The sequence below is a fragment of the Bradyrhizobium sp. HKCCYLS3070 genome, assembly GCF_051167575.1.
Taxonomy (GTDB): Bacteria; Pseudomonadota; Alphaproteobacteria; order Rhizobiales; family Xanthobacteraceae; genus Bradyrhizobium.
Window position 1 is genome coordinate 785,162 of record NZ_JBNPTI010000001.1, and the last position, 13,202, is coordinate 798,363.

Annotated in this window: 11 protein-coding genes; 10 read left to right on the forward strand and 1 reads right to left on the reverse strand. The window is 66.3% G+C overall.

Annotated features, from left to right (window positions below):
* Positions 1-4: 4 nt before the first annotated feature.
* The 10 genes from ACQR03_RS03535 (at position 5) to ACQR03_RS03580 (ending at position 12,215) form a co-directional block, all read left to right on the forward strand.
* On the forward strand, positions 5-1,795 hold the full coding sequence (locus ACQR03_RS03535; RefSeq protein WP_316202125.1) for a thiamine pyrophosphate-binding protein: 1,791 nt from the start codon (positions 5-7) through the stop codon (positions 1,793-1,795).
* A gap of 42 nt (positions 1,796-1,837) precedes the next feature.
* Complete coding sequence (locus tag ACQR03_RS03540; RefSeq protein ID WP_316170357.1) at positions 1,838-3,076, forward strand: ABC transporter substrate-binding protein; 1,239 nt, start codon at positions 1,838-1,840, stop codon at positions 3,074-3,076.
* 46 nt (positions 3,077-3,122) lie between these two features.
* Positions 3,123-3,992, forward strand: a complete 870-nt coding sequence (locus tag ACQR03_RS03545; RefSeq protein ID WP_315739227.1) for a branched-chain amino acid ABC transporter permease — start codon at positions 3,123-3,125, stop codon at positions 3,990-3,992.
* Complete coding sequence (locus tag ACQR03_RS03550) at positions 3,989-6,568, forward strand: branched-chain amino acid ABC transporter ATP-binding protein/permease (RefSeq protein WP_316170358.1); 2,580 nt, start codon at positions 3,989-3,991, stop codon at positions 6,566-6,568. The genes ACQR03_RS03545 and ACQR03_RS03550 overlap by 4 nt, the downstream gene beginning before the upstream one ends.
* Positions 6,569-6,638: 70 nt before the next feature.
* A complete protein-coding gene (locus ACQR03_RS03555; protein ID WP_315718509.1) occupies positions 6,639-7,061 on the forward strand; it encodes a cupin domain-containing protein in 423 nt (140 codons plus the stop codon).
* Positions 7,062-7,071: 10 nt separating this feature from the next.
* Positions 7,072-8,061 (forward strand): NAD-dependent epimerase/dehydratase family protein, encoded by a 990-nt coding sequence (locus tag ACQR03_RS03560; RefSeq protein WP_316170359.1) that lies wholly within the window; start codon positions 7,072-7,074, stop codon positions 8,059-8,061.
* Complete coding sequence (locus ACQR03_RS03565) at positions 8,058-8,768, forward strand: SDR family oxidoreductase (protein WP_315827432.1); 711 nt, start codon at positions 8,058-8,060, stop codon at positions 8,766-8,768. The genes ACQR03_RS03560 and ACQR03_RS03565 overlap by 4 nt, the downstream gene beginning before the upstream one ends.
* A 2-nt stretch (positions 8,769-8,770) precedes the next feature.
* Complete coding sequence (locus tag ACQR03_RS03570; protein WP_316170522.1) at positions 8,771-10,468, forward strand: FAD-dependent oxidoreductase; 1,698 nt, start codon at positions 8,771-8,773, stop codon at positions 10,466-10,468.
* A gap of 831 nt (positions 10,469-11,299) precedes the next feature.
* Positions 11,300-11,644, forward strand: coding sequence for a hypothetical protein (locus ACQR03_RS03575; protein ID WP_315718526.1), 345 nt, complete (start codon positions 11,300-11,302; stop codon positions 11,642-11,644).
* A 106-nt stretch (positions 11,645-11,750) separates the two neighbouring features.
* Complete coding sequence (locus tag ACQR03_RS03580; RefSeq protein ID WP_316202124.1) at positions 11,751-12,215, forward strand: RbsD/FucU family protein; 465 nt, start codon at positions 11,751-11,753, stop codon at positions 12,213-12,215.
* 266 nt (positions 12,216-12,481) lie between these two features.
* Here ACQR03_RS03580 and ACQR03_RS03585 read toward each other — a convergent pair whose 3' ends face one another.
* Positions 12,482-12,862 (reverse strand): hypothetical protein, encoded by a 381-nt coding sequence (locus tag ACQR03_RS03585; RefSeq protein ID WP_315718505.1) that lies wholly within the window; start codon positions 12,860-12,862, stop codon positions 12,482-12,484.
* Between the last annotated feature and the right edge of the window lie 340 nt (positions 12,863-13,202).

The window sequence follows — 13,202 nt, forward strand, 5'->3', positions numbered from 1 at the left end:
GACCATGACCAAGATGAAGGGCGGCGAAGTCATCGCCGAATATCTCGTCAAGCAGAAGGTGCCCTTCGTAATCGGCATCTGCGGACACGGCAATGTCGGCATTCTTGATGCGCTCTACCAGGTGCGTGACCGCGTCAAGCTGGTCTCGCCCCGCCACGAGCAATGCGCCGGCCACATGGCCGACGCCTATTTCCGCGTCAAACACAGTCCGGTCGCGACCCTGACCTCGACCGGGCCGGGCTCGGCCAACATGGTGATGTCGCTCGCAACTGCGTTGTCGGACTCCTCGAGCTTCCTTGCGATCACCGCCAATGTTCCGACGTCGCAGGCCAATCGCGCGCCGTTCCAGGAATTGTACGCGCACAACCAGGCCGATTTCGCCCAGGTGCTGCGCCCGGTGGTGAAACGCTCGTTCCAGCCGAGCCGCGTCGACATGCTGCCGCTGGCGCTGCGCCAAGCCTTCGACACCATGGTCACGGGACGTCCCGGCCCGGTCAATCTCGATATCCCGTACAATGTTTTCCAGGAGGAGGCCGACGTCGAGCTGCCGGCGCTGTCGCATGTTCACGGCAGTCACCGGCCGAGTGCGAGCGAGGCCGACGTCACCAGGGCGCTCGATCTGATCGAAGCCGCCAGGCGGCCGGTGTTCTTCATCGGGCAGGGCACGACGCTCTCGGAGGCCGGTCCCGAGATCAGCGCGCTGCAGAGCCGCTACGGCATTCCAGTCATCACCTCGCCCAATGGCATGGGCTGCGTGCCGGCGGATGATCCACTGACGCTCGGCTTCATCGGCCGCAACGGCGCCTATCCGGCCAACCAGGCCGGCCGTCACGCCGATCTCGTGCTCTGCATCGGAACGCGTTTCGACGATCGCTCGTCCTCGAGCTGGCACCAGGGCTACTCGTGGAATTTTCCGTCGACGAAGCTGTTGCAGGTCGACATCGATCCGGCGGAGCTCGGCCGCAACTATCCGCCGACGCTCGGCATCATCGCCGACGCCAAGACCTTCGCCGGGCAACTGCTCGCGGCACTGGAGCATCGCCCCGCGATCCGCCGCGAAAATTTCGCGGCGTGGCGCGACGAGATCGCGACCTGGAAGGCGGAGTGGGAGGCGTTCGTGCGGCCGCACTTCAGCGCCGACACTACGCCGATCCGGCCGGAATATGTCGTCGGAGCCCTGCAGGACGTGCTGCCGGACGACGTCATCCTGTCGCTCGATTCCGGCGTGCATCACAACTGGTTCATGCAGTTCTGGCAGCCGAAGCGGCCGCAGAGCATGCTGAACAGCTGGGGCTTTTCGTCGATGGGGTTCGGCGTCTGCGGCGTGCTCGGCGCGCAGCTGGCCGCGCCCGACCGTCCCTGCGTCGCCGTCGTCGGCGACGGCGGCTTCATGATGGCACCCTACGTCGTCGCCACGGCCGTCGAATATGACCTGCCGTGCATCTGGATCGTCTGGAACAACTTCGCCTGGAGCGCGATCCGCGATCTGCAGTATGGCCTGTTCGAGGGCCGCGAGCTCGGCACCGCGTTCTATCGCGGCAATCAGGGGCCCGGCGGAGATCGCTACAACCCCGACTTCGCGGCCTGGGCGCGCGCCTGCGGCGCCGACGGCGTGACGGTGACCCGCAGCGCCGACCTGCGCGGCGCAGTCGAGACCGCGATCAAGAACCGCCGCCCCTGCGTGATCGATCTGCATGTCGACGCCGAGGTGCGCCCGCCGTCGACGGGCACCTGGGAGCTGCCGCCGATCCCATTCAAGGAGCCGGTGTTCGGCAAGCCTTACAAACGCGACTGACGATACAAAACAAAGATAACAACGTTGAGAGGGAGGAGCACCATGTTGAAGCGTGATCTGAACCGGCGATCTTTCATGCGCGCGTCGGCCGGCGTGGCTGCCGCATCCGTGCTCGGCGTCGGCGGTCCCGCGCGAGCCCAGTCCGATGGGCCCGTCCGCATCGGCATGATCTATGCCAAGCAGGGGCCGGGCGCCTCGATCGGTGAGTACCTGCAACGCGGCAGCGCGCTTGCGGTCGAGCAGGCCGGCGGCAAGGTGCTGGGCCGCCCGATCGAGCTGGTCTGGCTCGACGAGCCCAATCCCCAGGTGTCGCAGCAGAACATGCAGCGGCTTGTCGACGAGAGCAAGGTGGTCGCCGTGGTCGGCGGCAACTACTCGTCCTCGGCGCTCGCCATGATGAGCGTTGCCAATCGCGAGAAGGTGCCGCTGATCCTGACCGGCGCCGCGGCCAGCGAGATCACCGGCAAGAGCTGCAGCAAGTACACGTTCCGCACCCAGGCGACCGTGCCGGTTCAAATGGCCGGCCTGATGCCCTACGTCTCCAGCATCGGCAAGAAGGTCTATTTCATCACGGCGTCCTACGCCTTCGGCCAGGACATCCTGCGCGCCTCGCGCGCGATGCTGAAGCAGGTCGGCGCCACCGAGGTCGGGGTCGACGAGGTGCCGATCAACACCGCGGACTACAGCTCCTACATCCTCAAGATCCGCCAGGCCAAGCCGGACGTGATCGTCGGCGGCCTGGTGGGCGGCGACTTCTCCAACTTCCTGAAGCAGTGGAACGAGATGGGGATGAAGGACAAGATCCCCTATGCGGCGGTCGCCGTCACGGACACCGACTTCTGGGACGTCGGGCCGCAGGCCTCGACCGGCATCTACATCAAGCCGTGGTACTACAACAATCCGAAGAATACCGCCGCCGAACAGAAGCTGATCGAGGATTTCAAGAAGAAGTACAATCAGCCGCCATCGGACAAGACGTGGTCGGGCTGGATCGGCATGCGGGCGCTGTTGGAATCGATCGAGGCGGCGAAGTCGACCGAGGCCGCTCAGCTCGTGGCGCATCTCGAGCAGTGGAAGAACACCGAAGGCGAGTTTCCGTTCTTCTTCCGCGACTGGGATCACCAGCTGGTGCGCCCGGCCGTCATCGTCCAGATCAAGAAGCAGATCACCGACAAGTTCGACTATTTCGACGTGCTGAAGAACACTTCGGCGACCGCCGAGGAGACGGCGAAGGCGTTCGGTACCAAGGAGGATATCGGCTGCAGCATGCCCTCGCTCTGAGGCGGCGGCGACCCTTGTTCCTGCAGCGTACTGACAGGCTCGAACGATGCTCGACACTCTCGTCTCCCAGGCGGCCAATGGACTCGTGCTCGGCTTCATCTACGTGCTGATCGCCGTAGGTCTGTCGATCACCTTCGGCCTGCTCGGCGTCATCAACTTCGCGCATGGCGCCTTCTTCGCGCTGGGGGCCTACGTGGCCTGGCAGCTGTTCCAGCTGTTCGGCTGGAGCGCCGTGATCCTGGCGCCGCCAGTGGTCGGGCTGATCGGCATGGCTGTGGAGGTGACGATCATCCGCCGCCTCTACGGCAAGGAGCCGTTGCTCAGCCTGATCGTGACCTTCGCGCTGGCGCTGCTGATCGAAGCGGTGATCCGCTACGCCTGGGGCGCCGACGGCAAGCCGTTCAATCCGCCGCCGGCCTTCGCAGGGATCGTCGAAGTTGGTCCTCTCCTGATCACCAAATATCGCGTGGCCGTGCTGGGCGCGACCACCGCGACCTTGCTCGGCCTATGGGGCTTCCTGGCGTTCACACCCTATGGCCGGATCCTGCGTGCCGGCAGCCGGGACCCGGAGATGGTGGAATTGCTCGGCATCAATCTGCCGCGGGTGCTCACCGCAGTGTTCGGGCTCGGCTGCATGCTGGCGGCGATCGCTGGCGTGCTGGCCGCGCCGTTGTGGACGGTGTCGCCGTCCATGGCTGCCAATGCGGTGATGCCAGCGTTCGTGATCGTGGCCATCGGCGGCCTCGGCTCCTTTCGGGGCGCAGTGGTCGCCGGACTCGCGGTAGGGATCGTCACCTCGCTGACCATTCAGTTCTGGCCAGAGGCGGCTGCCGCATCGATGTATGCCTTGATGTTCGCGATCATGCTGCTGCGGCCGCGCGGGCTATTCGGCGAGCGCTGGGAGCGTTTCGAATGACGACGGCCAAGTCCGTGCTGCAGCGGCTCGCAAGTCACCCGGTGCTCGTGGCGGCCGCGATACTGGCGCTCGCCTCCGGCATCGCGCTCGCTGTGGGCATGCCGATCCATCGCGTGACCCAGATCGCGATCTACACGCTCTACGGCGCGGAGGTGAACTTCCTGATCGGCTATCTCGGCCTGGTGCCGTTCGGCGCCTCCTTCTTCTTCGGCTGCGCGAGCTATGCGCTGGCAATCGGCCTGGGCTTCATGCCGGCCGCCAACGAAATCACCGGTCTGGCGATCGCGGTGGCATTTTCGCTGCTGCTGGCGCTGATCGTCGGCGCCATCATCCTTCGCCGGCGCGGACTCTACTTCTCGCTGCTGACGCTGGCGTGCTCCCAGATCGCGTTCGAGATTGCGTTCAAATGGACCTCGGTGACCGGAGGCGAGAACGGCCTGCAGAACGTCGCGCGTCCGCTGTTTCGCTCCGCGCTTGCCTTCCACGGCTTCACGCTCGTCGTGGTGATCGGATCATTGTGGATGCTGTGGCGGCTGGCGCATGCGCCGTTCGGCCGACTGATGCAGGCGTTGCGCGACAATGAGCAGCGGGTCGCAAGCCTGGGTTTCGACACCTACCGCACCAAGCTGATTGCGCTCGTCATTGCCGGCGGCGGCATCGGCGCCGCGGGCGGATTGATGGCGCTGCTGCTGCAGGGCGTCTACGCCAACAATCTGAACTGGGAGCATGCCGGTGATCCGGTGATGATGGCGGCGCTGGGCGGCGTGCATCATTTCCTGGGGCCGTTGTGGGGCGCCATCGTCTTCATCGTCTTGGAGGACCGGCTCAGCGCCATCACGGAGAATTGGTGGCTGGTCTTCGCCCCCATCATCATCGCCTTCGCGCTGCTGTCAGATGAGGGCATTCACGGCATCTTCCAGCGTATCGCCGGCCGCAGCCGCTGGACCCTGACGCGCAATGTCATTCCACCGCGGCCGCGCGACATCATTCCCTATGCGCCGGATCGTGCACGTCAGGCTGCGGCGACGGCCTCACAGGTGCCGATTCTCGCAATCCGCAACCTCTCCAAGCATTTCGGCTCGATCGTGACCCAGAACGACGTGTCGTTCGAGATGAGCCGGACCGGACTGCACAGCCTGATCGGTCCCAACGGCGCCGGCAAGACCACGTTGTTCAATCTGCTGACCGGTGTGCTGCGGGCCAACGCCGGCACCATCCTGTTCGAGGGCATGCCGATCGATCAGCTGTCACCGTACAAGCGCGCGCGGCTCGGCATCGCCCGCTCGTTCCAGATCCTGAGCGTGTTTCCCAGCCTCACCGCATTCGAGAACGTGCGTATCGCGGTCCAAGCTGCCAACCGGCAATGGACAGGTCTTTGGCGCGATGCCTATGACGATGCGGCTGCAAACGCGAAGGTGTGGTCGCTGCTCGATGCCGTAGGCCTCGCCGATCGCGCCGCCGAGCTTTGCTCCGCGCTGGCGCATGGTGAGAAGCGGCTGCTCGAGATCGCGGTGTCGCTCGCGATCGATGCCAAGCTCCTGCTGCTCGACGAGCCGCTGGCTGGTCTGGCGGAGTCGGACCGCAAGATCGTAGGCGAGCTGATCATGCGGCTGGCGAAGTCCCACGCCGTGCTGTTGATCGAGCATGACATCGACCGTGTGCTGGCCATGTCCGACCGCATCACGGTGTTGCATCAGGGCCGGCTGATCGCCGACGGCAAGCCGGTGGAAGTGGCTGCCCATCCCGAAGTCGTCACGGCCTATCTCGGCACCGCCCATGGCCAGATCGCGGCGGCTCCGTCGCGGGCGACCAATGTGACGCCGCTTCCCGGCAGCGCCGCCGCCGAGCCGCTGCTCAGGCTCGAGGGCGTGCGCGCCGGCTACGGCGGTGGCACCGTGCTCGACGGGCTCGACCTGGCCGTGCGGCCTGGCGAAGTGGTGGCGCTGCTAGGGCGCAACGGCGTCGGCAAGACCACCGCGCTGCGGGCCATCACAGGCACGGTGCCGGCGAGCGGCGGTCGCATCACGTTCGACGGCAGGCAGCTCAACCGGTTACGGCCGGACGAGATCAACCGTCTTGGCATCTCGCTGGTACCGGAAGGACGCCGGCTGTTTCCGAATCTGACCGTGCAGGAGAATCTCAAGCTCGCGAGCCGCGCCGGCGGCGCGTCGCTCGACGACGTGTTCGATCTGTTCCCGAAGCTGCGCATCCTGCACAAGGCGCGTGCCGAAAATCTCTCCGGCGGCGAGCGGCAGATGGTGGCGATCGCGCGCGCGTTGATGGTGCCGAGCCGGTTGATTCTGCTCGACGAGCCGTTCGAGGGCCTGGCGCCCGCCGTGGTGCAGGAGGTCCGCGACGCCGTGTCCAAATTGAGGTCGCGCGCGAGCCTCGTCATCGTGGAGCATCATGCCGAGAGCGTGCTGGCGATGGCGGACCGCGCCTATGTGCTGGTGAATGGGCGCGTGGCCCATGTCGGCGATGCTGCCGCGCTCGCGGCCGATCACGAGCTGCAAGGGCGTTTGCTTGGCATCACTCAGACCGCTGATGCAGTGCAACGCGCGGCAAACCGGTCATGAGCAGCTGCGAGTTCGTGACCATCGGCACCGGCTGGCCGGCCCAATCTGAACCTTCCTGAGGAGATGAGACATGACCATCGTCGTTCCCGGACCGAACGCCTACGCGAATGCGGCGACAGAGAAGAAGGCGGTGACGCGCAATCTCGCCGAGATTTTCTGGACCCAGTATCCGGGCCACTATAACCAGGCGCTGTCGAAGGCGATCGTGACGCCGGACACCACCGGCAGCCGCTTCTTCGACCATCGCATCTCCTCCTACGAGCCCGGCGCGCATGTCGAGAGCCATTCCCACAAGGTGCAGGAGCAGATCTATCACGTGCTGTCGGGCGAGGGCATCCTGATCCTCGACGGCGAGCGCCGGTTGGTCCGTGCCAATGACGTCACCTACATTCCGCCGGGCGTGGTGCACGAATTCCACTGCACCGGCAACGACCCGCTGCTGTTCCTCGTGATCACCAGCCCGCCGACCGATGAGGAGCCGGCGCCGCGGTGAGGGGCCGGGCATGACCACGAGCAAGACCATTCTGGTCACGGGCGCCTGCGGCTGGCTCGGCTCGGCGATCGTGCAGGCGCTGCTCGCCCGCGGCGATCGCGTCGTCGCCATCGACCTGATGGTCTCGCCGGCCATGGCCGCACTCGCCTCGCAACAACAGCTGCTCGTCACCGCGACGATCGATCTCGGCGAATGGCATGAGGTGTTGCGGGCGTTCCAGACATTTCGTCCCGACGCCGTCATCCACGCCGCCGCGGTGGTCGGCGTGGTTCAGGCCGCGGATATCCCGCTGAAGGCGCTGCGGGTCAATGTCGAGGGCGCGATCAACCTGTTCGAGGCGATGCGGCTCTCCGGCGTCAGGCGCGTCGTGCAGATCTCGACCGAGGAGACCTATGGCGACTTCCAATCCGCCGTGATCGACGAGGAGCACCCACAGAAGCCGGCCAGCGTCTACGGCGTGACCAAGCTCGCAGCCGAGCACTATGGCCGCGTCTATTCGCGCGATCACGGCCTCGAATGCATCAATGTGCGGACCTGCTGGGTCTACGGACCGCATCTGCCGCGCCTGCGCATGCCGCGCACCTTCATCGAGGCCGCGTTGCGCGGCGAGCCATTTCATCAAGAGGACGGCGGCAATCTCGCGGTCGATCAGGTCTATATCGACGATACCGTGGCCGGCGTGCTGCTCGCGCTCGACAAGCCGCATCACAGCTTCGACGCCTACAATGTCGCGACCGGAGTGGCTCCGACGCTGCGCGACACGGCCGACGCCGTCAATCGCGCCATTCCCGGTGCGAGGATCACGGTCGGCGACACCGGTCCCTATCATCATGGCGGCCGCGTGCTGAGCGCCGTCAAGGGCGCGCTCGACATCGGCCGCGCCAAGGCGGAGCTCGGCTACCAGCCGCGCTACGATCTGCAAAAAGGCATCGAGGCGACGATCGAAGCGACGCGGGCCGCGATGGCGAAGACACCATCTGCATCAGGGAATCGAAAATGACCACCTCTTCTCCGATCGTTCTCATCTTCGGCGGCTCCCGCGGCATCGGCGCCGCTTGCGCGCAGGCGTTTGCCGTCGCCGGCTGGCAGGTGGCCTCGACCTACGCCACCAGCCCGTCGGACGGAGGGCCCGGCAGGCAATATAAGGTCGACATCCGCGATGCCGCGTCGGTCGTGCAGGTCTTCGCGCAAGTTGCCGCCGACTTCGGTGGTGCGCCGCAGGCCGTCATTGCCAACGCCGGCATCAACGTGCCGGCAGGTCCGCTGGCGAGCTTCAGGCCGGAGGACTTCCGGCTGCTGATGGAGGTCAACGTCGTAGGTGCCTTCAACGTGCTGGCGGAGGCAGCGCGGCGCGTGCGCGACGGCGGCGCCATCGTCGCGATCACGACGTCGCTGGTCCGCCACGCGGTGCCGGGCACCGGGCCCTATGCGGCGACCAAGGCAGCGGTCGAAAGCCTGGTGCGGTCGATGGCGAAGGAGCTCTCGGCGCGCGGTGTTCGCGTCAATGCGGTGGCGCCCGGTCCCGTCGACACCGAACTTTTCAATGCCGGCAAGACCGAGGAGGCCAAGCAGCGCATGGCGGCGTTGAGCCCGTTCAATCGCATCGGCAAGCCGGGCGAGATTGCGGAGGTGGTGCGCTTCCTGGCCTCCGGCGAGGCCTCCTGGATCCAGGGACAGATCGTGCAGCCCAATGGCGGCATGGTGTGAGCATGACGGCGGCGGCGCACGCCGGCGAGACGTTCGATGTCGTGGTCGTCGGAGCCGGCGCGGGCGGCATGACGGCGGCGACGATCGCGGCTGCTGACGGCTGCTCGGTGCTGCTGCTGGAGCAGGCCGAATTTATCGGCGGCACCACCGCCATCTCCGGCGGCATGGTCTGGATTCCTGCCAATCACAAGGCGGCCGCGGAGGGGCGGGCGGATACGCTGGAGGCGGCGCGCACGTATTTGGCCCGGACCGTGCCGGGGCAGGACCGCACGCGGCTCGAGACGTTCCTTGCATTCGGCGACGAAGCTTTGCGCGATCTCGAGGCCCGCACTGCGCTGCGGCTGCAGCCGGTGCCGACCTATCCGGATTATTATCCCGACCTGCCAGGTGCCACCGCGGGAGGCAGGGTGCTGGAGCCGCTGCCATTCGATGCGCGCGGCCTCGGCGACGCCTTTGCGCTGCTGCGCGATCCGCTGCCGGAGTTCATGCTGTTCGGCGGCATGATGATCAGCCGCCAGGATATCCCGCATCTGCGCCGTGCCGGCCGATCGTTGCGCTCGGCTCTGCATGCGGCCAGGTTGATCGCGCGCTATGGCCTGCAACGGCTCACGGCGCGGCGCGGCACGACGCTTTATCTCGGCAACGCGCTGGCGGCGCGGCTGCTGCGCTCGGCACTCGATCGTGGCGTCGTGATACGCACCGGCACCTCCGCCCAGCAGCTTGAGGCCGACGCGCAGGGCAGGGTCTCGAGGCTCGAAATTGTCGATCGCTCCGGCCGCTCCTGGATCACCGCAAGGCGCGGCGTGGTGCTCGCGACCGGCGGGCTGTCGCATGATGCCGAGCTGCGCCGCTGCTATGTGCCGCAGGGCGCCGGCCTGCTGTCGGTCACCGTTGACCCCGGCGCTGCACCACGCGGTGCGCGGCTGGCCATGGCCCTGGGCGCGTGCCTGTCGGCACCGACGAAAGCGGGCGCGTTCTGGGTGCCGGCTTCGACCTTCACACGGGCCGACGGCAGAAGCGGCGTCTTCCCGCACACGGTCACCGACCGCGCCAAACCCGGCCTGATCGCGGTCGATGGCACCGGCCGCCGCTTCGTCAACGAGGCGGTGTCCTACCACGAGTTCGTGCGCGCGCAGCTCGATCACGCTGCGGCCATTCCCGCCTGGCTGATCTGCGATCGCCGCTTCCTGTGGAGATACGGCCTCGGCAAGATCAAGCCGTTCACGCGCAGTGTCGCTGACGACGTCGCCGCGGGCTATCTCAAGCGTGCCGACAGCCTGGACGCGCTCGCGGAGACGATCGGCGTCCCCGCGCAGGCGCTGACTGCGACCGTCAACCAGTTCAACGCCGGTGCGGTGCGCGGCGAAGATCCCGCCTTCGGCCGCGGCGGCGACATCTATCAGCGTGCGCTCGGCGACGCCGATCGGCATCCCAATCCCTGCGTCGCGCCGATCCTGGAGCCGCCTTTCCATGCCGTCCCGGTCTATCCGGCCGATCTCGGCATGTCCGCGGGCCTCGTCACCGATGCGCGCGGGCGGGTGTTGCGCGCGGATGGCTCACCCATTCCTGGCCTGTTCGCCTGCGGCAACGACATGGCCTCGATCATGGAAGGGGCCTATCCCGGGCCCGGCATCACGTTGGGTCCGGCGCTGGTCTTCGGCTGGCTCGCGGGCAGGAACGTCGCCGGCGCGAACGTTTGAGGGCTCTCATGCTCGTGAGCTCGCTCCAGGCATGGCTCGATGTGACCTCTCGGAGCCTGGAGGCATGAGAACGACTTGGTCACACTTCGCGGCTTGTGAAAGTCGGCCACGGGTTGTTGCCTGAAGTGGGGACGCGGCAGTGGTTAGGAGAACTGTTGTCGTTGTCCAGGGTGGGGTGGCCTTCCCCACCCGCCGCCCGGCCGACGCACGCAAATGGCTCGCTAGTGGAGTCGCGCCGCTTCGGATCCCCGCCGGCTCGCTACTATATCGCGTGCAACACGGGATCAACTTGGGAAGTTTGCAATTGACGAACGGCTCGGGCCGCCGCGAGTAGCGGACGGTGCTCGTGTTTGGGCAACTCGAGATGATATGGTTGCGCGTCCCCGTAACGAGGCGCCTTGAGCATCACGCGCCTCTGCGGCCTTTTCCTGATATCGCCTGGCCGACGCGCTGCTTTCGTAGTTGAATTGTCGTTTCCGCTCAGCTCTCATTCATGAGCTGCTGGCACCAAGGTCAGAAGTTGCTCATTGCCGTGTAGGCAATAGCAGCCGATGGTTGCCGAACGGGCGCTCGGCATGAGCCGCCCATCCGCCGTGTGGAAATTCCGGGTACGACAATCCGGAGTTGCCGGCTTTGTTCCGGGCCTGCGGCCGCGGCCCTGGAGGAGCGTCCGCGTGCATCGGGACCTGTTGTGCGCGGTGAAGTCAGGCCGTGGATGGTTGCCGGTGGGATGGCGGCGTCGTACGCTCGCGCGCCACGTGACAGGTGGCATGATCGGGGACCGGGTCGTTTCAGGATGAGGCGCTGATGGCGCGGAGGGCAGCTCGCGTGATGGATGAGGACGACCCGAGCGGAGAGATATCCCGGATCGAGGCGCGGATCGACGAGCTTGCCGAGATGGCGGAGCGGTGCCGAAAGATCATCCTGGCCTCGAAAATCGCGATAGCGGGCGGCGCCGCATTGCTGCTCGGCGCGGTGCTGGGCCTGCTCGGATCCGATGCGGTCGCGCTCCTCGGCGCCATTGCGGCGCTGCTCGGCGGCATCGTGTCGCTCGGATCGAATGTCAGCACGTTGCGACAGACAATGGCGGCGATGGCCGCCGCTGAAAGGCTGCGCTCGGACCTGATCGGCAGCATCGATCTTCGCCTGGTCGGCGAAAGGCGAGGGAGCGTGTAGTTCGCGATGGGATGATGGCGTGACGCGCTCCAGGTGTTGGCAGCAGTTGCCCTTGGCCGATGGCCCGGCGACCTGGTCCGTTCGATGAAAATGACAGGGAGACCACATGCTCAAGGGGATCGATCCACTGCTCAATGCCGACGTGCTCCATGCGCTCCGCGCGATGGGGCATGGCGACCGTCTCGTGATCTGCGACACCAATTTTCCGGCGGATGCGATCGCGCGGCAGACAGTGTTCGGCGGGCTGCTGCGCATCGATAATGTCAGCGCGGCGCGCGCGGTCCAGGCCGTGCTGTCGGTGCTGCCGCTCGACAGCTTCATCGACGATGCCGCCGTGCGGATGGAGGTCGTGGGCAGTCCTGCGGAGGTGACGCCGGTGCAGCAGGAGGTGCAGGCGGTGATCGACCGCGCCGAGGGCAGGTCGTGGCCGCTGGTCGGCGTCGAGCGCTTCGCATTCTATGAGATGGCCAGATCAGCCTATTGCGTGATCGCCACCGGCGAGCGCCGGTTCTACGGCTGCTTCATCTTCAGCAAGGGAGTCATCCCGCCGGATGTCGCATCGGGATCATGATGCCGGCTGGCGCGCGCATTTGGGCAGCGGTGCGCATGCCGGCAAGGGTATCGCGATCGGTCATCCGCCTCGCGTTCGACGCGTAGCGCCCGCCGCGGCTCAAATGGGCTTCGGGGAAGCGACCCGGCGAGAGATCGGTCCCGCATGTCGCTGCGCTCATGGCATGTTACGGGACTGATCCCGACGGCAGAGAATCGAGTCCAGCGCCGGGCGAGCGCCGCGAGACCTCGCCCGATGCCGCGTGGAGGTTTCAATTGGACGCGGTCTCAGCGGCAATTCCAGGTCGTGCCCTGCGCGCAGACCGCGTTCGGGCTGTCGCCGCCATAGACCTGATAGGGGTATTCGCCCTTGCGGTAATAGCCATAGGCGTGGGGGTTCACGCCGTAGTAGGACGGAGCCGCGTAATAGGCCGGGCCGTCATAGACCGGGCCATCGTAATAATCGTAGGCGTCGCGGCTTGCGGCGATCGCAAGACCGGTGCCGATGGCACCCGCCGCAAGCGCCGCGCCGATCGCAGCGCCGCCGCCGCCGCCGTGCCAGCGCCCATTTCGCGCGTCGGCACTGGTCGGGGTGAAGGCGCCGATCGCGAGTGCAGTCAATGAAGCAATTGCGGCCGTGCGGCCGAGCAGAGCTAGTTTGGTCGACATGTCAGGCCTCCAGTGAAGTGCGCCGTGATTGGCTGATGTCTCCGGTGTCCGGCTCTGCCGAGAACTGTGACGAACGTCAGAGCCGTACAATGCCGGCAAACGGATGATCGATTGCGGTTCTGGACCTGACCTCGCCGAGGAGTTGGCGACGGTCCAACGCGAATGGCAGGTCCATCGCACTAGAACCGCCGTCCCGCTTTGGAGTTCCGGCCCCGCCCGAACTTCCATGCGATCGGACAGGGGCCGCTGGGCACGCAGAGGAGGAATGGCTCGTGCTTTGCCGACCCGGCAGCCCGGTGCCGGAGCCAACTCATCACTGTGACGGTGCATTCCAATCACT